The sequence below is a fragment of the Sutcliffiella horikoshii genome (assembly GCF_008180725.1).
In the GTDB taxonomy this organism is placed as follows: Bacteria; Bacillota; Bacilli; order Bacillales; family Bacillaceae_I; genus Sutcliffiella_A; species Sutcliffiella_A horikoshii_B.
The window spans coordinates 310,493-333,442 of sequence record NZ_VTEV01000004.1; the positions used below are offsets into that span (position 1 = coordinate 310,493).

The following is a 22,950-nucleotide window of genomic DNA, read 5'->3' on the forward strand; positions in this document are numbered from 1 at the left end:
ATTTTTTGAAAATATGTACCAACATTCTCTGGATAAATAGTATAATTAGCAAAAAAGAAGCGAGGGGATATATTACTATGCTGACTGATTATCATAACCATCTGGAGAGAGGAACATTAACGTTAGATTATTTGAAACAATTTACGACAGTAGCTCAACAAAAAGGCATTCACGAATTTGGCATCTCAGAACATGCCTATCATTTCTATCAAACCAAAGATATCCTCAGTAATCCGTGGGTGGAAGAACGGAGATACTATGATATGGCAGATTATTATCAACTTTTTCAGCAGGCGTGGAATGAAGGAATCAATGTGAAAATGTCCATAGAGATGGATTATACACCTGGCAAGCACGAGGAGATGAAAAAATTTATTGATACATATCCTTTTGATTATGTGATCGGTTCCATACATTGGGTAGAAGACTTTGGGATTGACTTGGCTGAGTTTCGTAAAGAATGGGATCGCCGCGATACCAATGAGGTATACACCAAATATTTTGATCAAGTTGTCACCTTAGCCCAGTCAGATATGTTTGATATTATTGGACACCTCGATTTGGTAAAAATTTTTAAATATGTTCCAAAAGATGAGGAGTTTCTATTGGAGCAATATGATCGAGCAGCCTCTGCACTTGCCAACTCAAAAACATGTGTGGAAATCAGTACAGCTGGACTCAGGAAGCCTGTTGGGGAACTATACCCTGATAAACGGTTATTGAAGATGTGTCATGAAAAAGGGGTGCCGATTGTGCTTTCCTCGGATGCTCATATACCTGAACATGTAGGTGCAGATTATGACCAAGCGATTGAACTTGCCAAAGAGATAGGTTACAAAACAGTTATGACCTTTAACAGAGGCGAACGGACAGAAATGGAATTGGGTTAATCATTCTTCCTCTATGACAACAAGTAATCCCCTTACCTATGTAAGGGGATCATTTTTCGGGCTATAGCTCTAAAATAATGGCAGAGGAGATATCCGGTATGAGAAGGATTTCATCTACAAGCACTTTTTCAAGCGGTTGGTCAAAAGAAAGCATCATAATGGCTTTACCGCCTTGGAGCATCCGGCCCACATGCATCGTCGCAATATTAGTTTCATGTTTACCGAAAATGAGACCGAGTTGCCCGATTACACCGGGACGATCCGTATGCTGTACATATAGCAAATGCCCACTAGGTGCAAAGTCAATATCGAATCCATTCATATGAACAATCCTTGCACCAAAACCTTCAATGAAAGTCGCCCTTACTACTAAGTTTACATCTTTTCCCCGTGCCTCGACTTGAATGATATTGGAGTATCCATAACTATCTGTTTGATGTTTTTCACCATAACTGATGCCACGTTCTTTCGCAATGGTAGCAGCATTCACTTCATTGACAGTCGTATCGACACGATTTCTCAAGAATCCTGCTATAATACTTTTAGTCAAAATGGATGTTTCCCATTCTGTTATTACTCCGGCGTAGGTTGCAGTAATTTCTTCAATTGGTGTTTTCGCTGATTGTGAAAGGATAGACCCCAACGTTTTTCCAAGTTGATAAAACGGTTGAATCTTTTTGTAAATTTCCTTTGGGATGGTAGGCAGGTTGATGCTTGTATTAACAGATTGGCCATTTAAATAGGCCAGCACATCTTTTGAAACTTGATAAGCTACGTTGTATTGTGCTTCTTTGGTGGAAGCCCCAAGATGCGGCGTAACAATTACATGCTCATGCTGGACAAGATCATAATTGGTTGGAGGTTCCACTTCAAAAACATCAAGAGCGGCACCAGCAACATGACCTGTGTTTAAATGGTGAAGTAATGCTTCTTCATCAATGATTCCACCACGGGCACAGTTAACAAGATAAACACCTTTCTTTAATTGAGGGATATTTTCTTTATTAAATAAACCTTTCGTTTCTTTCGTAAGAGGGGTATGTACAGTAATAATATCTGCTTGCTTCATCACCTCATCTAAAGATAAGGAGGTGACACTTAATTTCTCAGCCCGAGTGTCTGTTAAAAACGGATCATAAACTACTACTTTCATTTGAAAAGCTTTTGCACGCTTGGCAATTTCACCGCCAATACGGCCAAATCCCACAATTCCAAGGGTCTTTCCAAATAGCTCAGTGCCAATAAACTTTTTTCTGCTCCATTGGGAGCCTTTCACATTCATATTTGCTTGAGGAATATGGCGAACTAATGAAGAAATCATGGCAAAAGTATGCTCTGCAGTGGATATCGTATTACCGTCGGGTGCATTTATCACGACTATGCCTCTTTTTGTTGCAGCGGTTATATCAATATTGTCTACGCCCACTCCTGCTCTGGCGACTACTTTGAGATTGGGAAGGGAAGAGAGAAGGGCATCATCCACCTGGGTAGCACTTCGTACGAGTAGCGCATCGATTTCATCTGGATTGTAGTTATCTCCTTCACGATCTTTCCGATATACTTTAATATTTTCCGCTTCTAAGAGCGGAGTCAGTCCATCTGAACTTATAGAATCTGCAACGAGCACATGAAACATAAATGCAATCCCTCCAAAAATATATAAAATTTCTGATAATTTATCATCTATCAGAGGGACTGTCAATAACTTTACAACAGGTCGAACCTATGTAAGCGCTTATTGTTTCAATTTCCCTATAAAAATGAATAACAGTTCATTTCTCTTCCCTTTTTACTATTTTTTGAGTATAATAAAATCGTAAGTTAATAATATGATCTATCTTCGGGGCAGGGTGAAATTCCCGATCGGCGGTGATGAGAGGTATTCTCTAAGCCCGCGAGCCTGATGTTGGGGCAGGATTTGGTGCGATTCCAAAGCCGACAGTATAGTCTGGATGGGAGAAGATGGAGGTTCAAAGTTGTCGAAAACTCTTCACTTTCGATGCTTATTTCCTGATGCCTTCGTACTCCCGTTTGTTCTTTTGACAAGCGGTTATTTGCGTGGCTGGGCATCAAGAAGTAAACATACATCTTTGAATTCTCTCTTTTCGTACGAGGTGGATCTCCATTTGAAAAGGAGAGAAGAAAAATGAATCAATCAAAACGCGTCAAAAAAATGGTTACAGTAGGGATGTTGAGTGGTATTTCGTACCTGCTTATGTGGCTAAGCTTTCCACTGCCATTGTTGCCCCCATTTTTATCGGTGGACTTCAGTGACGTCCCAGCATTACTGGCAGCCATTATCTTTGGACCTGTTGCAGGAATCACAGTCGAAGCAATAAAAAATATCCTGCATTATATCGTACAAGGAAGCATGACAGGAGTTCCTGTTGGACAATTGGCTAATTTTACAGCAGGTATCTTGTTTATATTGCCGACTTATTTCATCTTTAATAAGATCCGTACAACGAAAGGATTAGGGTTAGGTTTGGTTGCTGGTACAGTTTCCATGGCATTAATCATGAGTGTGCTCAACTACTATATCTTCCTACCCGCATTCACATATTTCCTCAATGTACCATCCGGGTCTTCTGCTCAGATGATTGAAGGAATTGTGAAGGGGATCCTTCCATTTAATATAATTAAAGGGCTGATTGTTACTTTCTTGTTCTTATTGTTATATAAGAAGCTTGCAATTTGGCTTGACCGTCAGTTAGAAACAAAGAATATATAAATAAATACTCATTAAAAGAAGCCCCAATCCTGAAATGGATTGGGGCTTCTTGTTATTTACTATTCAAATTTTAAAGCATCGCCATCGAATGGCTCATCAGCAATTTTAATTGAATCAGTTGGACAGCCTTCAAACGCGTCCATCATATCTTCTTCAAGTACGTCTGGAATTTCTACAATTCCTTGGTTGTCATCAAGTGTTACGAATGCAATACCTTCATCATCGTAATCATAGATGTCTGGAGCTGCAGCACCGCACGCTCCACAAGCGATACAAGTATCTTTGTCAACAATCGTGTATTTTGCCATGAAAATAAACCTCCCAAATAGTAACTAGTCAATTAAATGATTTCCAATATTTAGATGGAAACCAATTCCTCATATTATATATTGTAAAACTGTTTACCCAACTTTTCAATAGAAAACTCAATGAGAATGCTTATCACACAAGGGTTTTGAAACATATTGTTAGATTACCCGACGAAAAGATGTGATAAACATGTCATCCTTTACAAAATTTTGATAAAATGTCTGTAGGGGAAGAAAGGTGTAGAATTTTGATGAAATCATTCGAATATTTGTGTCTGAAATGTCTTCAATCATTTAGAGGAGAAAGAAGCATTTCAGCGATATACCATTTGTTTAGAGGTAAGAAATCTTCTCAAACTATACAGGATGCCAATATCTTCGCTTTGGTGAATGTTTATGGACTTTTACCCGATTTAAACAGAAATTTCCTTCAACAATCAATACATTTACTACAGGCTGAACAACTGATACGTGAAATACATAGCGAGCATTTTGAACTTACGCACAAAGGGAAAATGCAGTTATCAAAAGGCCAAAAACTTTTTTATTTAGCTCCCTATTTAAATGGATATGCATATAAAGATAAAAGTTTGACATTTTGGAAGAGATATTCACTGCTGGTTCAAACTTTGTCTAATCTGGCAGGAAAAGAAAGCACTTTTATCCCTATTCAGTATGAGGATCATGTCCAGAGTTGGGTAAAAAATTTTTTGTTTTGTCAAAAAGGCAGTTCCAAGATACGGTTGTTAAATGATTTGTTTATGGAAACGAAAGGTTTGCTGACGCAATTGCCGACTAATCAGGCAACTGTCTTTGCACTCAAACTATCTGGATATCGTCATGCAGGAAATACAGATGAACAAATAGCCAGAACCTTAAAAAAAGACATTACATGGATTCATGTAGAGTTTCAATCAGCTCTGCACTATATTATTCAACACTTAGAGGAAAAAGATGCTGCGTCAACATACAAACATCTCTTTTTAATTTGTCGCGATTTGCTGGAGAGACCACTGCTTACCGGAACGACACAAAAAAGTTTGAAGCTGCTTCACCAAGGACTCACTCTAGGGGAAATCGCCAATATTCGGAGATTGAAGGAAAGTACCATTGAAGATCACATTGTAGAGATTGCCATGCAGATTCAAGATTTTTCGATAACTCCTTATCTAAAAGAGGCCGACGTTCAAGCAATCAAAGCTGTTATAGATGATTTGCAAACACACCAACTTCGAAAAATAAAAGAGAAGTTAAACAACCAGGATATTAGTTATTTTCAAATAAGGTTAGTGTTAACGAGGATGGGGGATAGCGATGAATCTAGACAACCTGCTGGAAGTTAAAACAGGCTTTTCTTCTTTTAGACCGGGACAAAAGGAAATTATTCAGGATGTCCTATTCAAAAAAGATGTCATTGCGTTACTTCCTACAGGAGGGGGTAAATCTCTATGCTATCAACTGCCAGGCTACGCTCTTCGTGGCACTGTCGTCATAGTTTCCCCTCTATTATCGCTAATGGAAGACCAGGTACAACAACTGAGATCAAGTGGAGAAAAGAGTGTCGTCGCATTAAATTCGTTTTTAACTTACTCTGAAAAGGAAAAGCTGTTGTCCATCGACCTGAATTCTTATAAATACCTTTTTATTTCACCAGAAATGCTTCAGGTAGATAAATGGATTAAGAAACTTCAATCAGTACGTATTGATATGTTTGTAGTGGACGAAGCGCATTGTGTATCCCAGTGGGGGCATGATTTTCGGACAGACTATCTAAAATTGGGAACGGTTAAGAAATTGCTTGGGGAGCCACCAACTTTGGCTCTGACTGCTACAGCAACTAAAGCCGTCATTAAAGATATTCAAACATTTTTATGCATGTCAGACCCTGTTTTTCATATCAATTCACTGGACAGGCCAAACATAGCTTTAAAAGTGGAAGAAGTCATCAATATTCAACAAAAGAAGGAAAGACTTTTGGAATTGGTTACTGATCTGCAACCCCCAGGTATTATTTATTTTTCAAGCAGAACAAAAACGGAAGAGTTATACGCGTATCTTACAGAAAATGGAATAAATAAGATCGCGTTTTATCATGCTGGATTAACACAAGAACAACGGATTTTGATTCAACAACAGTTTTTGATGGATCAGATAGATATAATCTGCTGTACAAGTGCTTTTGGAATGGGCATCAATAAAAGTAATGTTCGATATGTTCTTCACTACCACCAGCCAACTCAGATGGAGTCTTATGTGCAGGAAATTGGTCGTGCAGGAAGAGGGGGAAACCAAAGTATTGCGCTCTTGCTGAAAAGTAAGGAAGATGCGATGTTACCAGAGTTTATTATTGGTAATGAGTTACCTGACCTGCAGTGGGTGTCATTTATCCTACAAAACCTGGTGAAGAAGTATGTTGAAATTGAATCTTTATCAAAGCAACAAATGAAAGTATGGATAGAAGAATACCCAGAGCAAGAGTCCCATTGGAGGTACCTCTTTTTTCAACTAAATGAGTTCTTAGAAAGACACGGAAAACTCAATATCACCTCCCTTGAACAATGCATATTTGAGATACAAAGCAGGATTGAAAAGCGAACCTCCATGAAACGTTCCAAGCTTGAGGAATTTAATAAATGGACTACTACATCTCTTTGCAGGAGAAAAGAATTGCTTTTATATTTCGATGAAAACATGTCCAATCGTATCGAACAATGTTGTGATAACTGTGGATTGATTTTGGACATTTATAGTAAAAAATTAAAAAACACACCAACTAGTAATTTTGATGAACCTGTAAGCTGGGAAAAGGTTTTGAAAAAAATATTTTGGCAGGAAGATGAGAATTGAAGAACAGACAAGCAGAAATTATTAAACATATGAATGCGAGAGAGCTTTTATATCATCTTTATCTTTCTCAGATTGCTTTTTTCGTTATTGGAATAGTATTAGCCTATTTTTTGTTTACCAGTATGCAATCCGTTAGAGAAATATTTGCATGGCAGCCCATAAACATCTTTGTCATTGGGACAGTCGTCGCACTTATTGTGGTAGGCGTTGATCTTGTACTCATGAAGTTGGTACCTAAAAGGCTTTTAGATGACGGCGGTATTAATGAGAAAATGTTTCAGACAAGGTCATTGCCGCACATTATCTTTTTGGCATTCATTATAGCCTTTGCAGAGGAATTCCTTTTTCGAGGAGTAATTCAAACTCATTTTGGCATATGGGTTGCTAGTATTTTGTTTGCAGTACTTCATATCAGGTATTTACATAAATGGGTATTGTTCATCTCGGTCGTCATTATCAGCTTTATATTGGGATACACCTACGAAGTCACAGGAAGTTTATGGGTTACAATTTGGGCCCATTTTCTAATTGATATGTTGCTCGCCTACAAGATAAGAGCAGACTATATAAAAAATAAAAATAAGTGGAAGATGGGAGTGGAGAGAGATGGAGAATAAAAGTGGTTTAGACCAAGCAGACGGCTTACGGGAAGAAGTACAAAAAGAAGCAAACAAACTTCCATCTAGAAGTGAACTTCACGCACAAAAACGAAGCAAGAAAACAAAGTGGAAAGTGAACTTTCCGTTCGTCAGACTAATAGGTGTATTGTTTTTGTTGATTCCAATCAGTATTATGGCCATTCATTTTAATAATCAGGAAACTAATTTCTTAGACAAGATGTTTACACCTGCAGTTAAAAACGTAGAGCAAATCTCCATCCCTACGAATGTTTCTGCAAGTACTGTAGATCCAGCTGATAAGGAAGAGGAGAAAGACCCAGTAGATGCTGAAAAGATGTCTACTGAAGAAAAAGAATCAAATGAAAGTACAAATCAAGGAAATGATGCAGAGGGCACTGGAAAAACTGCAGATAATAAAGAGAATCAAAGTTCTACTAATCAAACAGATTCAACGCCTGTATCACAACCGGAAACCGAAGAAAATGATGTAACGGAAGAGGAAGTGGAAGAAGAACCATCAAATGTGACCTATGTAGAGCATATTGTCCAAGAAAGTGAAACACTTTATCGCATTTCCATGAAATACTTCAGCAGCAGAGAAGGAGAAAGAATCATAAGTGACCACAATAACCTTGTAAACGATCAAGTTAATGTCGGTCAAAAGCTTCTCATTCCTATAAATAGATAACATTGATCTAATGAGAAGGAAGACAGGGTGTCGGTGATTTCCGTTCCATGCGCTTCGCTTGCCTGGGGGCGGTCCGTGAACCTCCTCGCCGTGCGCCGAGGCCACTGAAAAAGTCTTATATTTTTTATGTTGTTTAGACTCCGCTGTTGATTTCCGCAAATGGCTTCGCTTTCCTAGGGGCGCTGCTGGAGCCTCCTCGGCTACGCCTGTGGGGTCTCCACCTAGCGCTATCTCCCTCAGGAGTTTCCGCCTTTTGCTACAAGCAACAGCTATGAATTATAAAAAAATTTACGTTATCAGTTTTTCAGTGGCCTTGCCTGCGCCTACGGGGTAGTAGCGGCAATGTTGAGACCCCGCAGGCTTGCCGAGGAGGCTCGAGGTCGCCCCCCGTGGAAAGCATAGCTATTTGCGAAAAGGAACAGCGGTGATTAACCAATAACTAAAAATTTTCGCTTTTAAAGACCGAGTGATTTTCTGCTCGGTCTTTTCTAATGCCCTAATTCTCTTCATTAGTAAATCATAGAGTGGGTGTGTCTTGCATAGTTTTCTAGTAGGACAGGTTGGAAAGAGGGGATCACATTGGAACATGTAATAAAGACGCTAAATCACCATACAGACGAAGCTACAAAACAAACACTACAACTCTTAGTAGACAAAAAGCGTAAACAAGATACATTTAAGAAGCGGGAGTGGAGATGGAGAATCTCCTGTTGCATTACTTTAGGCCTTTTTTTAACTTACATTTATTTTTTTATTTTTAAACAGTTTTCTTCTTCTTCAGCAAGCATTTCCTATTTCTTTGATCGTTCCATTCACTTTTGGATTGTCATGTTTATTACTTATCAAATTGGGATGATTAAATACCTACTATATAAAAAAGATAAAGCAGAAAAGGAATATCATGACCTTAGAAAAGAAATGGTAAAACGCAGTGACGACTATTGGTCGAAACCGGCTGATTGGAAGCAAAGACACCACGTCTTTGATCTCATGAAAAAAGAGTTTGATATTAATTTATATCATGAAACCAAGTGAGTGTAATGCAATTTCCAAGGATTATGATATAGTTAATTAACAAACATGTGCAAAAGGGGAACTTCAATATGATTTGGATTCTACTTGGAGTGGTAGCTCTTTTTGGAGTATCACTTCTTTTTTATATGAACAAGCAAGCAACACAAGAAAATATTATGGAGCAAACGCTGGCTTTTCCAGATTTTCCGGAAAGTTTTGGTAAAATAAGGATCTTTTTTATCTCCGACATTCACAAACGTAAAATTAATTCAGAATTCATTGATAAGATTAGCAACATAGATTTGGTCATTATAGGTGGAGATTTAACAGAAAAGAAGGTACCTTTAGAGCAAGTTTCAGAAAATATCAAACAACTAAAGAAACTGGGCATTGTTTTTTTCGTATGGGGAAATAATGATTACGAGGTCGATTATCACGAATTAGACTCCCTTCTTCTTCACCACGGAGTGAAAATACTGGATAACTCGAGCTATTTATTTGAAAGTGAACAAGGACATATGCTTGAGTTAGTGGGTGTGGACGATATGGTACATGAACGGGACGAGCTTGAAACCGCTCTAGAAGAAACAAAGAGAGACAGTTTTAAAATCTTGGTCAGTCATGAACCTGAGATAGTTGATAAGTTTACAGAGAAGGAAAAAATTAGCCTGGTTTTAAGTGGGCATACTCACGGTGGGCAAATTAGGATATTCGGTTTCGGTCCCCATGAAAGAGGAGGACTGACTCAAATGCATCATACAACACAGTTAATTAGTAATGGCTTTGGAACATCCTTGGTGCCGTTAAGACTCGGTGCTCCACCTGAAACACATATATTAACCATTACCACTAGAGCGGATGCCTGATTTCCAGGTGCCGCTTTTTTTGGTGTCAGCCTATTCAAAACCTATACAAAGTTTACACAACAACATTCGTACTATATAATGCAAGTAATGATTTTGCAAAGAGAGAAAGGGATCTGTATGGCAAATAACGAAGGTAAATATAATATTAAGGCAGCATCCAAAATGCTGGGTATCCAACCGGGTACATTACGGGCATGGGAAAGAAGGTATCAGATTATAGCGCCCGTAAGGAACGAATCTGGGCACCGTTTATACACCGAAGAGCATATTAAAATACTAAAATGGTTGATTCAGAGGGTAAATAAAGGGTTTACCATCAGTCAAGCCGTTTCACTATTTGAAAAAAACAATCAGGCTCTTTTGGAATCAGATTCTCCACATCATACGGATCAAGAAGATTTATCTACTGATTTGCTAAACCAGTTGCTAGAAGCTCTATTAGAGTTTAATGAAGGTCAAGCGCACGAATTAATGGATAAAATATTTAGCTTATATTCTGTAGAAAAAGTTTTGATAGATATTTTGGGGACGCTGCTCGTGAAGGTTGGTGACATGTGGGAGAATGATGAAATATCTAGTGCCCATGAACACTTTGCATCTGCATTTTTACGTTCTCGAATAGGAATGATTCTTCATGGATTACCTGTTAATGGGTTCCTTCCTAAAACCGTATCAGTGTGCGGACCAGGAGAATGGCATGAGCTTGGTTTACTAATCTACACATTGTTTGTACGTAGAAAAGGGTTTGAAACAATATATTTAGGTACAAGTATTGCCGATGATGATATACATGTTGTTCTAAAAGAAGTACAACCTAAGTTTCTATTCCTATCATGTACACTATCCATCAATCTGCCAAAAACATTAGAGTTAGTGACATCACTTAAAGAACAATATCCGGAGCTGATAATTGGTTTGGGTGGTACAGCTGTGGATAAAATGCCTGAAAATAAAAAAAGCCAATACAAGGAACATTTGATTGGAAATTCAATGAAAGAATGGGAAGATTGGCTGAGAGTAAGAATGAACTGAATTCATCCCTAACAATAACAATTACTCACGAACCAACTTACACCTTTTATCATAAAATGTAAGAAGTTCAATGGTGTTAAAGGTTGGGAGGAGTCTTTCATGCGGCTGGAACGTTTAAACTACAACAAGATAAAGATATTCCTCACATTTGATGACTTGGAAGACCGCGGGTTAACAAAAGAGGATTTATGGAAAGATTCGCAAAAGGTTCATCAGCTGTTTCGAGACATGATTGATGAAGCTAGTGCGGAGCTGGGTTTTGAAGTGAGCGGATCATTGAATGTAGAAGTATATGCTCTTCAAGCTCAGGGAATGGTGGTTATTGTAACATCAACAGAACATGAGGAATTAGAAGAAGAGTTCCATGATGATTATATAGAGATGCAAGTGACAGTAGATGAATGCCAAGAGCTTTTTTATGTGTTTCAATCATTCGACCACTTAATTGATTTAGCCAAAAGGCTGCGAGGCCTCAATATAAATGGCGGTACCATATATTCTCATGAGCAAATGTTCTATCTTGTGCTGATGGATGATGATGTTGATACTGATTTGAATATTGACACCTTAATCGCACTTTTGTCTGAATATGGCACACCATCGACCATGACAATACACCGAATTGAAGAATATGGAAAACTAATAATGAAACATTCCGCAATAAAGCAAATTAACACGTATTTTAATTAGAAAACAGCCTATTCTACATATATAAATTTGTAGTGTAGGCTGTAAGTATTTTCAGATATTTCTTACGTTTTGTAATCGGTTACATTTTTTTAATAAAAGTTTATTTTCTATCTTTGCATAAGTTGAAGTAAGGTGTATACTATGTCATGAAGATGGACTTTTTTCAATCTTATTATGTGAGACAATCTAGGAGGTTTACTTATGGTAGCCGAGAAAAGCAATGATAAAAAAAGTACTAACGAAGATAAGTTAGATGTATTAAAATCGACACAAGTTGTTATACATAAAGCGTTAGAGAGGCTAGGCTATCCCGAAGAAGTTTATGAATTACTAAAAGAACCAATGCGTATGCTTACGGTAAAAATCCCTGTTCGTATGGATGACGGATCAGTGAAGATTTTTACTGGATATCGCGCACAACATAATGATGCAGTTGGTCCAACTAAAGGTGGAATCCGTTTCCATCCAAATGTCTCTGAAAAAGAGGTTAAAGCACTATCCATCTGGATGAGTTTGAAATGTGGTATTGTGGACCTTCCTTATGGTGGAGGTAAAGGCGGGATTGTCTGTGATCCCCGTGAGATGTCATTTAGAGAACTAGAAAGATTAAGCCGTGGCTACGTTCGTGCAATCAGTCAAATTGTAGGACCGACAAAAGATATTCCTGCTCCAGATGTTTTTACGAATTCTCAAATTATGGCTTGGATGATGGATGAATACAGCAGAATTGATGAATTCAACTCACCTGGATTCATCACAGGAAAACCTCTAGTATTAGGTGGTTCCCATGGTCGTGAATCAGCTACTGCAAAAGGTGTTACCATCTGCATTCGTGAAGCAGCGAAGAAAAAAGGAATTAACATTGAAGGTGCTCGTGTTGTTGTACAAGGGTTTGGTAATGCAGGTAGTTATCTTTCCAAGTTCATGCATGATGCAGGAGCGAAGGTTGTAGGTATTTCTGATGCTTATGGTGGGCTGTATGATCCAAATGGTCTGGATATAGACTATTTATTAGATAGACGTGACAGTTTCGGAACGGTGACAAAACTTTTCAATAATACTATTACAAACAAGGAATTGCTTGAGCTTGAATGTGATATTTTAGTTCCAGCAGCTATTGAAAACCAAATTACGGAAGAGAACGCACACAATATCCGTGCTAAAATCGTTGTAGAAGCAGCCAATGGCCCTACAACAATTGAAGGTACGCAAATACTAACGGACCGTGGCATCTTGCTAGTTCCAGATGTACTTGCAAGTGCTGGCGGAGTGACAGTGTCTTACTTCGAATGGGTACAAAATAACCAAGGCTACTACTGGACAGAAGAAGAAGTAGAAGAAAAGCTTGAAAAAGTAATGGTTAAATCATTCAATAATGTGTACGAAACTTCTCAAAGCCGCCGAGTAGACATGCGATTATCTGCTTATATGGTCGGTGCACGTAAAATGGCCGAAGCATCCCGCTTTAGAGGCTGGATTTAATATTTGCTTAAGCTTTCACATTCCCCTATCATATAATGATGGGGGATTTTCTAATTGAGTAAGTAAATGAAGGCTCGAAGACTCCTCGAAAATGCTATCGCATTTTCTTCGTGCGATGTATCGCTGTCAAAGCATTCCTTGTCCTGCGGGAGGAAGGGACAGGGGAGACCCCACAGGCGAAGCCGAGGAGCCTCCCGTACCGCCCGCGGAAAGCGAAGAGCCTGCAACGGAGATCAACAAAGTTAAAATAGACCCCCTGAATTTAAGAATATGGAGTTGAACAACGGTGATAAACAGAGATGCCATCATTGTCGGCGGTGGTCCATGCGGACTGGCAGCAGCCATTGCACTTAAAGATGCAGGACTATCCCCGCTTGTCATAGAAAAAGGAAACATTGTAAATGCCATATACAATTACCCAACGCACCAAACCTTTTTTAGCTCAAGCGAGAAGTTGGAAATAGGAGAAGTGCCATTTATTACGGAAAATAGAAAACCCGTCAGGATACAAGCACTGACTTACTATCGGGAAGTAGTGAAGAGGAAAAAAATTGAAGTGAATGCATTCGAATTGGTGGAGCATGTGGAAAAAGTGGAGGACGGTTCTTTTATCATACATACCTCAAAACAATCCTATTCCACGAAGTATGTCATCATTGCTACAGGCTATTATGATAATCACAATAAACTAGATGTGCCTGGAGCTGATTTAAATAAAGTGTCGCATTACTTTAAGGAAGGACACCCATATTTCGATAAACATGTCGCTGTCATTGGTGGCAAAAACTCGAGTGTGGATGCTGCATTGGAATTAGTGAAAGCTGATGCACATGTAACCGTCATCTATCGAGGAGAGACGTATTCACCGAGTGTGAAACCTTGGATCCTTCCGGAATTTGACGCGTTGGTACGTAATGGCACCATCCGCATGGAGTTTGAGTCAAACGTGACAAGAATTACGGAGAAAGAGATTTCATTTGTTAACAAAGCAGGTGAGGAGCAAACGTTATATAATGATCACGTGTTTGCTATGATTGGTTATCATCCAGATCATTCTTTCTTAACTAAGATGGGTGTAGGGATTGATGAAGAGACAGGACGTCCAATTTTTAACGAGGAAACAATGGAAACAAACGTTTCGGGTATATTCATTGCAGGTGTCATTGCAGCAGGTAATAATGCCAACGAGATTTTTATTGAAAACGGACGTTTTCATGGCGGGATGATAGCAGAAAGTATTAAGGGCGATAGTAGGGATTTGTAATGTTGTTAGAGAGCTTGATTTGGGGCTATCAAAGCCCCAAACAGCGACCAAGGTTTGTTAAACGGTAATAGAAAGGGTTCTCAAGGCCCGAACAAAGTGTCTAATCCAGAAAACGGAAACAGAGAGCGCGTCTCAAGGCCTGAAACACGTCTTAGATTCCGAAAACAGTAACAGAGAGGGCGTCTCAACGACCAAAGCGCTTATCAGATTCCGAAAACGGTAAGAGAGAGGGCGTCTCAACGCCCAAAACGTATGCAAGATCCCAAAAACGGTAACAGAGAGCTCATCGGCGAGAGATCCTCCCAAAAACAAACAAACAAACAGCTTCTTACCTTAAAAACAACTCCTGCAGTTTATCAGGGTTATTTGTGCTTTCTAGTGCAACCATCAGTTTAATTCGTGCTTTTTGTCCGTTAAGACCGTTAGAGAATATAACCCCAAGTTCCTTTAAGCGGCGGCCGCCACCTTCATAGCCATAAATATCCTGGACGATACCGTTGAAGCAACGTGATACCATTACAACGGGAACGTCAGCCTCCCGTAAGGACTTGATTCCTTCCACAGCCATTGGAGGAATATTACCTTGTCCCAAAGCTTCTAAGATCACCCCGTCCACATGCATATCTTTTAGAGCATGAAAAATACTTGAATCCATTCCTGCATATGCTTTCAAAAGCATGACGTTTTTCGTAACGGAATCCACTTGGTATTTGTCTTCGGAAACAGGCGAGTGGTGGAAGAATGCTCCTCGCTTTGTCACAATTCCTATTGGGCCATACTGTGGACTTTGGAAGGTTGCAATATTAGAGGTATGCGTCTTTGTAACGTTTTTAGCTGTATGAACTTCATCATTCAACACAACAAGTACCCCTTTATTTTTAGCTTCTTCACTTGCTGCGACCTTTACAGAAGAAAGGAGATTGTAAGGTCCGTCAGATCCAATTTCATTGCTTGAACGCATTGCTCCAGTCAGAACTATTGGAACTCGTGTCTGAACCGTTAAATCAAGGAAAAAGGCTGTCTCTTCTAAAGTATCCGTTCCGTGCGTGACTACAAAACCTTCGATGCTGTGCTCCATGACTTGTTGATCAATAAATTTTGAAAGCATAAGCATGTGTTTTGATGTGATGTGTGGGGAAGGAAGATTGAATAGTTCATGACTTTCTATATCAATATTAGAGTCGACAATCAAAGGTATCGTTGTCAAAGGATTCCTTTCTCCTGGCGAAACAGCGCCAGTGCGTTCGTCCTCTGACATTGAAATGGTCCCTCCTGTGTGTATAATCATGATTTTCTTTTTCATTGTCGTATGCACCTCGTTAATTTTGGCTTTCTTTCTTTTATTTTTTTCCTTTATTTTACAAACAATTTCCAAAAGTTTAGACATCTTATTTCAATAATTACGATAACATGATACGATAAAAAAAAACAGATTGAAACGAGGCTTATTTATGCTGGCAGTTGTGTCCGCCGGGATTGCTCCAGGCTTAGCATTGTTGTCTTATTTTTATTTAAAGGATACTTTTGAAAAAGAACCAATCACTTATGTATTTAAAATATTTATGTTTGGTGCACTGCTTGTGTTTCCGCTCATGTTCATGCAATATGTTATTGAACTCGAGCTTGGAGTTACATCGCATTTATTAAAAGCATTCCTTTTGTCAGGTCTACTTGAGGAATTTTTCAAATGGTTCATCCTCATTTACCTTGTCTACCAAAACCTGCATTTTGATGAGCACTACGATGGGATCGTTTACGGGGTAGCTGTATCTCTTGGCTTCGCTACTGCTGAAAATATTCTTTTCTTGATTGCAAATGGAGTGGAGCTCGCTTTGGGCAGAGCCATACTTCCTGTCTCAAGTCATGCCTTATTTGGGGTGATAATGGGATACTATCTTGGAAAAGGGAAATTCAACACAAATATCAAACATAAAAAGATATGCCTTACATTGTCATTATTCACCCCGATTTTTTTACACGGTATGTATGACATGATTATCCTCTCCCAGAAATATTGGGGATTATATATGGTTCCATTTATGATTTTCCTATGGTGGCTCGGTTTAAGAAAAGTCAAGCTCGCAAATACGGTAGAAATATAGTCCACACAAACGTGAAATACAATAACGTTCGTGTTGGACTATTTTTTATTGGGTAATATCCATTTTATGGAATACCTCTTTTCTCCAAATGAACCTGTATAAAATGCCAATTTCTACAGAAAATACATTGTAACAATTGTTTAAAGAAGTCAAAGGAGGAAATGTAAGGTGAAACGGTTACTGTTAATTTCATGTATGTTTCTTTTTAGCACATGTATGTTATTTACGATAAATCAGAACTCAGTCAGTGCCTTCTCTGAGCAAATCATTCAAAAAGGTGCGACGGGAAATGATGTTGTCGAATTGCAAGCACGCCTCCAATATAACGGATATTACCATGCAAGGATTGATGGTGTATACGGATGGAGCACATATTGGGCGGTAAAAAACTTTCAGCAAGAATTCGGATTGGACCAAGTTGATGGGCTTGTTGGGCCTAAAACGAAAGAAATGCTTCATAAATCCACAAAGTTTTATAAAGATTGGGTACATCAACAGATAAATTCAGGTAAGAAATTTACCCATTACGGCGGTATGGAACTAAAGTATCAAGTAGAGCCATCACAGGCGACTGTTGAAAAAGCAAAGCAAGGAGCGACAAACCAGTGGGCAAAGCAAAAAACGCAATATCAAAAACAAGCTCCTGCCCCGCAAAAAGATCAAGGGAAACCAGCCCCTGATCAACAACAGCCAGCTCCGGACCAGCAACAAGAGCAACCAGCACCAGAGCAACAACAACCAGCACCGGAGCAACAACAACCTGCGCCACAAGAACAAACGCCGGCACCAGAAGAGCAGCCAGCTCCTGAAGATCAACCTGCAGAAGATGAAGGAGAAGCACAAAGTGCAACCAATATGCCTGGTGGGTTCTCGGAAAATGATATCCAATTGATGGCAAATGCGGTTTATGGGGAAGCGCGCGGTGAACCGTATGAAGGTCAAATTGCTGTAGCTGCGGTTATCCTTAACCGTATCAATTCACCGACGTTTCCTAATACAGTATCAGGGGTAATTTTTGAACCGCTTGCGTTTACTGCAGTCGCTGATGGGCAAATTTGGCTAACACCAAATGAAACAGCAAAAAGAGCGGTAGTTGACGCGATCAACGGAATGGATCCATCAGAAGGAGCAACGTATTATTTTAATCCTGATACGGCAACAAGTGGTTGGATTTGGGGACGTCCGCAAATTAAGCGCATTGGAAAGCACATTTTCTGTGACTAAAAAAGAGGGTGAAGAATTATGTTGAGACTTGTTATCATCGCTGTTTTAGCAATTGCAGTAGCAGGAACAGGCTATTGGGGTTATCAAGAGCATCAAGATAAAAACGCAGTCCTCATTAATGCGGAGAACAATTATCAGCGTGCTTTTCATGACCTTGTCTACCATGTAGATTTGTTACATGACAAAATAGGAACGACCTTGGCAATGAGTTCAAGAGAACAACTCTCCCCGTCCTTTGCCGAGGTGTGGAGAATCACATCAGAAGCACAAAACGACGTAGGTCAGTTGCCTCTGACACTTTTACCTTTTAACAAAACGGAAGAATTCTTGACGAAAACGGGAGACTATACGTATCAAGTTGCAGTTCGAGACTTGGACAAAAATCCTTTATCTGAAGAAGAATATAGTACACTTCAAGCACTTTATCAAAAATCGGATGAAATAAAGCAAGAGCTGAGAAGAGTTCAAAGCATGGTTATGAGCAACAACTTGCGCTGGATGGATGTGGAATTAGCTCTTTCTGCTAAAGACCAGCCGCAAGATAATACAATCATTGATGGTTTTAAAACGGTGGAAAAAAACGTGGAAGGTTATGATGAAGCTGACTTCGGACCTACCTTTACTTCAATGAATCAGGAAGACAAAAATTTCAGCCAGCTTCAAGGAAAAACCATCACAGAAGAAGAGGCAAAAAAGATTGCCGATAAATACTTAGAACTTGAAGGAAATGAAAAAATCACCATCACTGAAAATGGGGAAGGTTCGAAGTTTGGTTTCTACAGTTTAAAAATTGTAGATAAAAATCAACAGGACACATTCATGGATATTGCCAAAAAAGGTGGCATACCTATTTACTTGGTCCAAAATAAGGAATCAAAAAAGAAAAACATCAGTTTAAACGATGCAACTGAAAAAGCGAGAAACTTTTTGAAACAAAACAAATTTGACACATTGGATCTATATGAAAGTGTAGAATACAACAAACTTGGGATTTTCACATTTGTATCAAATGTAGATGGAGTAAAGATATATCCAGATTCTATCAAGATGAAAGTAAGCCTGGAAACTGGTGAGATTGTGGGCTTTTCTGCAAAAGATTACTTAATGTCCCACCATTTAAGAGAGATACCTAAACCGGGCATCTCGCTTGAAGAAGCGACGGATAGAATTAATGATAAAGTGATGATCATGGAAGATTCCCTGGCGATCATTAATAATGACCTCGGGGAAGAAGTACTGTGTTATGAGTTTTTGGGGACGATTGAAAATGATACCTACCAGATTTTCATCAATGCCAATGATGGACGAGAAGAAAAAGTAGAGAAACTGAAAAACCCGGAACTTTTGTATGATTTGTAATTTTATGGAGGAAAAGTCAAAATTGGCTTTTCCTTTTTTTCGTTAAATGGTTTAATAAGAATATAGAGAGAACGGGTTTGTTAAGGGAGGCAGTTTCTTGTTAAAGCCAGGGGTTGTATTAACACTACAAGTGAAAAACGATGATAAAGTTGAAAAATATAGATGTAAGGTCCAGGAAGTAAAAGAGAAAGAATTTTATGTGGACTATCCAGCACATATTGTGAATGGAAAAACAACATACATATTGAACGGGACGCAATTACTAATTACTTATGTGTCAGATGAAGGTGTTGCATATACATTTGAAAGTGAAGTTCTTGGACGAATAAAGCAAGCAATACCAATGGTCCAATTGTCTTTCCCGGGTTACCATCAGGTACTTAAAGTGCAAAGGAGACAGTATGTGAGGGTTGAAAGTAATATCGATGTATCGGTCCATCCACTATCTCATCATTTCATTCCCTTTATTACACTTACACAAGATATAAGTGCTGGAGGGGCTGCACTTATTTTGCCTGAACACGTTAGTTTTCCTGAAGAGGGGCACGTTTTCACCACATTTGTTATTCATCTAAATAATGGGGAGACGCACTATTTAAAACTTAAAAGTAAGATAATCAGACTAGTGGAGGAAACGTCAAAGAATAGGTGGAAAGCATCATTGCAATTCGATCCCATTAATGAATTTCAAAGGCAAGTATTAATGAAATACTGTTTCGAACAGCAGCTGTTATTAAGAAAAACGCATTCCTTAGCATAATTCCTTCCAATTCCATCCATACTATTAATAATAGTAAAAGAGATCGGTGAAATAGAAGGAGAATCATATGAAAAGAGTGGAACGTATTATCCTTAAACTGATAGTCATACAATTAATCTGTCTAATTTGTGCGCAAGGACTATTGTTATATACCGAATCTGCCCCTTTTCTAAGCAAAGTCATTCAATATGAGGGAGTAGGCGGCATGAAGATAATTGAACATATAGAAACATTCGACCAAAGTAGATGAGTATGATAAAATATACATGCAATAAGTCAAAGAAGATATGCAGGGCGACCTGCTTTTTTCATGTAAAAAATGATTAAAGGTACATTCAGGAGGAACTATGAAACAACAATTATCTATAGCAATTGATGGTCCTGCAGCGGCAGGTAAAAGTACAGTGGCAAAGATTGTAGCAGACAAACTAGGATACTTATACATAGATACAGGAGCCATGTACAGAGCAGTAACATTTCAGGCAATTCGAGAGGATGTTAACCTTGAAGACGAGGTTTCCTTACAGCAACTAGTAGAAAAGATGGATATCGACCTTCGAATCGCAAACAACCAGACGCAACATGTTTACATAAATGATGAAGACGTAACAGAGCAAATCCGAACACATGAAGTAACGAACAATGTATCGATAGTTGCTAAGCATAAGCATGTTCGTGAAGATATGGTTGCAAGACAAAGGGTGCTGGCTAAAAGAGGCGGAGTGGTCATGGACGGAAGAGATATAGGGACCCATGTGCTTCCTGATGCGGAAATAAAAGTATTCTTATTGGCTTCTGTAGACGAAAGAGCACAACGAAGACATGCTGAAAACCTTTCTAAGGGCTTTGACTCTGACCTTGAAAAACTAAAAGAAGAAATCGCTAGAAGGGATAAACTTGATTCCGAGCGCGAAATCGCCCCATTACAAAAGGCGGAGGATGCGAAAGAAATTGATACCACTTCCTTGAACATTAATCAAGTAGTGGAAAAGATAATGGATTTGGTTCATCAAAATGAGGGGACTAGATAACCATGACATTCTACTCATTTGCCAAGTTCCTCGTTTCTGTAGTGCTAAAGCCGCTCTATCTTATTAAGGTAGTGGGTAGTGAGAATATACCAAAAGAAGGTTCCGTGTTAATCTGTTCTAATCATATTGATAATTTGGACCCTCCGGTTGTTGGAATTACATCACCAAGAACTGTTCATTTTATGGCAAAGGAAGAGATCTTCCATGTTCCAATCCTGAAGACTATTCTTCCAAAATTGCATGCATTTCCTGTGAAAAGAGGAATGAGTGATAGGGAAGCATTGAGAAATGCTTTAAAAGTGCTGAAAGAGGGAAGGGTTTTGGGACTTTTTCCAGAGGGTACAAGAAGTAAAACGGGCGAACTTGGAAAAGGGTTGGCAGGCGCAGGTTTTTTTGCCCTTCGTTCTGAAGCAACAGTAGTTCCTTGTGCCATCATTGGACCTTATAAAAAATTCCAACCCTTAAAAGTGGTGTATGGAGAGCCTATCGATTTCACTCAACATCGTTTGGAGAAAATCTCAGCTGAAGAAGCCACTTTATTAATAATGGATACCATAAAGGAACTTATCGAAAAAAACAGATAGTTTAAGAGTTTTGACTTGACAAAATGTCCTATTTATTAGAAGTTAGTAGAAGGAAGCTAAATTATGTAGGAACTTGTTAAGGTTATATATATTTATTTAGCACCTGGCAGTTCTAATTGATCTGTCCGATCAATCAAGTAAGTTAACATCCGTTAATTTATGAATTATTACACGAAACAGATGCAACTTTTGTTAAGTTCGCATGTAATGGCATATGCCGGCATGCTTACGTAACGTCTACCGTTACTTACATAAATAATGGATTAGCTGGTTTGTATGGAGGAGGTAATAATGATGGTGGAAGACATGAATCAAGTAGAAGTTAACAATTTAGAGGTTGGCAACACAGTAACTGGAACAGTTACAAAAGTAGAAGAAAAACAGGTCCTTGTTTCCATTGAGGGCAGCAAGCTAGATGGTATCATCCCAATCAGTGAACTATCCAGCCTTCATGTAGAAAAAGCGACGGATGTCGTTTCAGAAGGCCAGGAGCTTCAACTTAAAGTAACAAAAGTAGAAGAAGAATTGCTGGTGTTATCCAAAAAAGCAGTGGATGCTGACTTGGCATGGGAGGATCTGCAAAAGAAATTCGAATCCAAAGAAGTATTCGAGGCTGAAATTAAGGATGTAGTCAAAGGTGGCCTTGTGGTTGACCTTGGCGTGAGAGGATTTGTTCCTGCTTCCTTAGTTGAAAACTACTTCGTTGATGATTTCTCTGATTATAAAGGAAAAACATTAACATTCAAAGTAGTAGAACTGGAAAAAGAGAAGAATCGCGTGATCCTTTCTCACCGTGCTGTAGTAGAAGAAGAGATGCAAAATAAAAAACATCAATTGTTAGATACCATTGAAACAGGTCAAGTCATAGAGGGTACGGTGCAACGAATCACTGACTTTGGGGCATTCGTAGATATCGGTGGAGTAGATGGATTGGTTCATATCTCTCAATTGTCATATGAACATGTAGGAAAACCTTCAGATGTGGTAACAGAAGGTCAAAAGGTAAATGTTAAAGTTCTTTCTGTTGATCGTGACAATGAAAGAATTTCTTTATCCATTAAAGAAACTTTACCTGGGCCGTGGTCACAAGTTTCCGAAAAACTTTCCACAGGCAGTGTGACAGAAGGTGTTGTAAAACGCCTAGTTTCCTTCGGAGCTTTTGTTGAAGTACTTCCAGGTGTAGAAGGATTAGTTCATATCTCCCAAATCTCCAACAAGCATATCGGTACTCCGCATGAAGTACTAACAGAAGGCGATAAAGTACAAGTTAAAGTGTTGGAAATAAACGAAGCGGATCAAAGAATTTCCTTAAGTATCCGTGAATTGGAAGAGCCTGAACAAGAAGAGGATTACAGTCAGTATAATCAATCAGAAGACACTGGCGGCTTCCAATTGGGCGAAATGATTGGGGATAAACTAAGCAAACTTAAGAAATAATAATTTATATACAAATAAAGA

23 protein-coding genes and 1 riboswitch are annotated in these 22,950 nt (G+C 38.8%); of the genes, 20 read left to right on the forward strand and 3 right to left on the reverse strand.

Translation table 11 applies throughout. From position 1 onward, the window contains the following. The first annotated feature begins 77 nt into the window (after positions 1-77). A complete protein-coding gene (locus FZC76_RS11540; protein WP_148988324.1) occupies positions 78-890 on the forward strand; it encodes a histidinol-phosphatase in 813 nt (270 codons plus the stop codon). A gap of 61 nt (positions 891-951) precedes the next feature. Here the strand turns inward: FZC76_RS11540 and serA are convergent, their stop codons facing one another. After that, positions 952-2,526 carry a phosphoglycerate dehydrogenase gene (serA, locus tag FZC76_RS11545; RefSeq protein WP_148988325.1) on the reverse strand — a complete coding sequence of 525 codons (1,575 nt, stop codon included), beginning with the start codon at positions 2,524-2,526 and terminating at the stop codon, positions 952-954. A 196-nt stretch (positions 2,527-2,722) separates the two neighbouring features. Continuing rightward, a riboswitch (FMN riboswitch) is annotated at positions 2,723-2,858 on the forward strand. A gap of 178 nt (positions 2,859-3,036) precedes the next feature. Between serA and FZC76_RS11550 the strand changes: the two genes are divergently transcribed. Beyond that, a complete protein-coding gene (locus FZC76_RS11550; RefSeq protein ID WP_148988326.1) occupies positions 3,037-3,621 on the forward strand; it encodes an ECF transporter S component in 585 nt (194 codons plus the stop codon). A 59-nt stretch (positions 3,622-3,680) separates the two neighbouring features. On the opposite strand, the gene FZC76_RS11555 is transcribed toward FZC76_RS11550, so the two are convergent. Further along, positions 3,681-3,929, reverse strand: a complete 249-nt coding sequence (locus tag FZC76_RS11555; RefSeq protein ID WP_010194489.1) for a ferredoxin — start codon at positions 3,927-3,929, stop codon at positions 3,681-3,683. Positions 3,930-4,180: 251 nt separating this feature from the next. Here FZC76_RS11555 and FZC76_RS11560 point away from each other — a divergent pair, with 251 nt between their 5' ends. From FZC76_RS11560 to FZC76_RS11610, 10 genes are all read left to right on the forward strand, one after another. Further along, positions 4,181-5,272, forward strand: coding sequence for a helix-turn-helix domain-containing protein (locus tag FZC76_RS11560; RefSeq protein WP_187442046.1), 1,092 nt, complete (start codon positions 4,181-4,183; stop codon positions 5,270-5,272). Continuing rightward, on the forward strand, positions 5,244-6,776 hold the full coding sequence (locus FZC76_RS11565; RefSeq protein ID WP_148988328.1) for a RecQ family ATP-dependent DNA helicase: 1,533 nt from the start codon (positions 5,244-5,246) through the stop codon (positions 6,774-6,776). Before FZC76_RS11560 ends, FZC76_RS11565 begins: the two co-directional genes overlap by 29 nt. After that, positions 6,773-7,393, forward strand: coding sequence for a CPBP family intramembrane glutamic endopeptidase (locus FZC76_RS11570; protein ID WP_148988329.1), 621 nt, complete (start codon positions 6,773-6,775; stop codon positions 7,391-7,393). Before FZC76_RS11565 ends, FZC76_RS11570 begins: the two co-directional genes overlap by 4 nt. Further along, positions 7,383-8,084: a LysM peptidoglycan-binding domain-containing protein gene (locus tag FZC76_RS11575; protein ID WP_148988330.1), complete on the forward strand. Its 702-nt coding sequence runs from the start codon at positions 7,383-7,385 to the stop codon at positions 8,082-8,084. Before FZC76_RS11570 ends, FZC76_RS11575 begins: the two co-directional genes overlap by 11 nt. Positions 8,085-8,663: 579 nt before the next feature. Then, a complete protein-coding gene (locus tag FZC76_RS11580) occupies positions 8,664-9,119 on the forward strand; it encodes a DUF2663 family protein (RefSeq protein ID WP_187442047.1) in 456 nt (151 codons plus the stop codon). Positions 9,120-9,187: 68 nt separating this feature from the next. Next, positions 9,188-9,964, forward strand: a complete 777-nt coding sequence (locus tag FZC76_RS11585) for a metallophosphoesterase (RefSeq protein WP_148988332.1) — start codon at positions 9,188-9,190, stop codon at positions 9,962-9,964. 117 nt (positions 9,965-10,081) lie between these two features. Further along, positions 10,082-10,996, forward strand: a complete 915-nt coding sequence (locus tag FZC76_RS11590; RefSeq protein WP_148988333.1) for a MerR family transcriptional regulator — start codon at positions 10,082-10,084, stop codon at positions 10,994-10,996. 99 nt (positions 10,997-11,095) lie between these two features. Beyond that, positions 11,096-11,686 (forward strand): genetic competence negative regulator, encoded by a 591-nt coding sequence (locus tag FZC76_RS11595; protein WP_148988334.1) that lies wholly within the window; start codon positions 11,096-11,098, stop codon positions 11,684-11,686. A 201-nt stretch (positions 11,687-11,887) separates the two neighbouring features. Then, on the forward strand, positions 11,888-13,168 hold the full coding sequence (locus FZC76_RS11600) for a Glu/Leu/Phe/Val family dehydrogenase (RefSeq protein WP_148988335.1): 1,281 nt from the start codon (positions 11,888-11,890) through the stop codon (positions 13,166-13,168). 286 nt (positions 13,169-13,454) lie between these two features. Next, positions 13,455-14,432, forward strand: coding sequence for a YpdA family putative bacillithiol disulfide reductase (locus tag FZC76_RS11610; RefSeq protein ID WP_148988337.1), 978 nt, complete (start codon positions 13,455-13,457; stop codon positions 14,430-14,432). Positions 14,433-14,760: 328 nt separating this feature from the next. Here the strand turns inward: FZC76_RS11610 and FZC76_RS11615 are convergent, their stop codons facing one another. After that, on the reverse strand, positions 14,761-15,735 hold the full coding sequence (locus tag FZC76_RS11615; protein ID WP_148988338.1) for an asparaginase: 975 nt from the start codon (positions 15,733-15,735) through the stop codon (positions 14,761-14,763). 148 nt (positions 15,736-15,883) lie between these two features. On the opposite strand from FZC76_RS11615, the gene prsW reads away from it, so the two are divergent. The 8 genes from prsW to rpsA all read left to right on the forward strand — a co-directional run bounded on the left by prsW (position 15,884) and on the right by rpsA (position 22,929). Further along, the gene (gene prsW / locus FZC76_RS11620) at positions 15,884-16,534 is read left to right on the forward strand and encodes a glutamic-type intramembrane protease PrsW (protein WP_148988339.1); all 651 of its coding nucleotides are present in this window, start codon (positions 15,884-15,886) and stop codon (positions 16,532-16,534) included. A 195-nt stretch (positions 16,535-16,729) separates the two neighbouring features. Further along, the gene (locus FZC76_RS11625) at positions 16,730-17,758 is read left to right on the forward strand and encodes a cell wall hydrolase (RefSeq protein WP_262372573.1); all 1,029 of its coding nucleotides are present in this window, start codon (positions 16,730-16,732) and stop codon (positions 17,756-17,758) included. Between the two features lie 18 nt (positions 17,759-17,776). Continuing rightward, positions 17,777-19,117 (forward strand): germination protein YpeB, encoded by a 1,341-nt coding sequence (ypeB, locus tag FZC76_RS11630; RefSeq protein ID WP_148988341.1) that lies wholly within the window; start codon positions 17,777-17,779, stop codon positions 19,115-19,117. 97 nt (positions 19,118-19,214) lie between these two features. After that, positions 19,215-19,877, forward strand: coding sequence for a flagellar brake protein (locus FZC76_RS11635; protein WP_148988342.1), 663 nt, complete (start codon positions 19,215-19,217; stop codon positions 19,875-19,877). Positions 19,878-19,944: 67 nt separating this feature from the next. Then, positions 19,945-20,127 carry a YpfB family protein gene (locus tag FZC76_RS11640; RefSeq protein WP_148988343.1) on the forward strand — a complete coding sequence of 61 codons (183 nt, stop codon included), beginning with the start codon at positions 19,945-19,947 and terminating at the stop codon, positions 20,125-20,127. A 97-nt stretch (positions 20,128-20,224) separates the two neighbouring features. Further along, on the forward strand, positions 20,225-20,908 hold the full coding sequence (gene cmk / locus FZC76_RS11645) for a (d)CMP kinase (protein ID WP_148988344.1): 684 nt from the start codon (positions 20,225-20,227) through the stop codon (positions 20,906-20,908). Positions 20,909-20,910: 2 nt separating this feature from the next. After that, positions 20,911-21,492 (forward strand): lysophospholipid acyltransferase family protein, encoded by a 582-nt coding sequence (locus tag FZC76_RS11650; RefSeq protein ID WP_148988345.1) that lies wholly within the window; start codon positions 20,911-20,913, stop codon positions 21,490-21,492. 294 nt (positions 21,493-21,786) lie between these two features. Beyond that, positions 21,787-22,929: a 30S ribosomal protein S1 gene (gene rpsA / locus FZC76_RS11655; protein ID WP_148988483.1), complete on the forward strand. Its 1,143-nt coding sequence runs from the start codon at positions 21,787-21,789 to the stop codon at positions 22,927-22,929. The last annotated feature ends 21 nt before the right edge of the window (positions 22,930-22,950 follow it).

Bases quoted from the DNA above. Each gene is read 5' to 3' on its own strand.
- FZC76_RS11540 (WP_148988324.1), top strand. From the start codon at position 78: ATGCTGACTGATTATCATAACCATCTGGAGAGAGGAACATTAACGTTA.
- serA (WP_148988325.1), bottom strand. From the start codon at position 2,526: ATGTTTCATGTGCTCGTTGCAGATTCTATAAGTTCAGATGGACTGACT.
- FZC76_RS11550 (WP_148988326.1), top strand. From the start codon at position 3,037: ATGAATCAATCAAAACGCGTCAAAAAAATGGTTACAGTAGGGATGTTG.
- FZC76_RS11555 (WP_010194489.1), bottom strand. From the start codon at position 3,929: ATGGCAAAATACACGATTGTTGACAAAGATACTTGTATCGCTTGTGGA.
- FZC76_RS11560 (WP_187442046.1), top strand. From the start codon at position 4,181: ATGAAATCATTCGAATATTTGTGTCTGAAATGTCTTCAATCATTTAGA.
- FZC76_RS11565 (WP_148988328.1), top strand. From the start codon at position 5,244: ATGAATCTAGACAACCTGCTGGAAGTTAAAACAGGCTTTTCTTCTTTT.
- FZC76_RS11575 (WP_148988330.1), top strand. From the start codon at position 7,383: ATGGAGAATAAAAGTGGTTTAGACCAAGCAGACGGCTTACGGGAAGAA.
- FZC76_RS11585 (WP_148988332.1), top strand. From the start codon at position 9,188: ATGATTTGGATTCTACTTGGAGTGGTAGCTCTTTTTGGAGTATCACTT.
- FZC76_RS11590 (WP_148988333.1), top strand. From the start codon at position 10,082: ATGGCAAATAACGAAGGTAAATATAATATTAAGGCAGCATCCAAAATG.
- FZC76_RS11595 (WP_148988334.1), top strand. From the start codon at position 11,096: ATGCGGCTGGAACGTTTAAACTACAACAAGATAAAGATATTCCTCACA.
- FZC76_RS11600 (WP_148988335.1), top strand. From the start codon at position 11,888: ATGGTAGCCGAGAAAAGCAATGATAAAAAAAGTACTAACGAAGATAAG.
- FZC76_RS11615 (WP_148988338.1), bottom strand. From the start codon at position 15,735: ATGAAAAAGAAAATCATGATTATACACACAGGAGGGACCATTTCAATG.
- prsW (WP_148988339.1), top strand. From the start codon at position 15,884: ATGCTGGCAGTTGTGTCCGCCGGGATTGCTCCAGGCTTAGCATTGTTG.
- FZC76_RS11625 (WP_262372573.1), top strand. From the start codon at position 16,730: ATGTTTCTTTTTAGCACATGTATGTTATTTACGATAAATCAGAACTCA.
- ypeB (WP_148988341.1), top strand. From the start codon at position 17,777: ATGTTGAGACTTGTTATCATCGCTGTTTTAGCAATTGCAGTAGCAGGA.
- FZC76_RS11640 (WP_148988343.1), top strand. From the start codon at position 19,945: ATGAAAAGAGTGGAACGTATTATCCTTAAACTGATAGTCATACAATTA.
- cmk (WP_148988344.1), top strand. From the start codon at position 20,225: ATGAAACAACAATTATCTATAGCAATTGATGGTCCTGCAGCGGCAGGT.
- FZC76_RS11650 (WP_148988345.1), top strand. From the start codon at position 20,911: ATGACATTCTACTCATTTGCCAAGTTCCTCGTTTCTGTAGTGCTAAAG.
- rpsA (WP_148988483.1), top strand. From the start codon at position 21,787: ATGGTGGAAGACATGAATCAAGTAGAAGTTAACAATTTAGAGGTTGGC.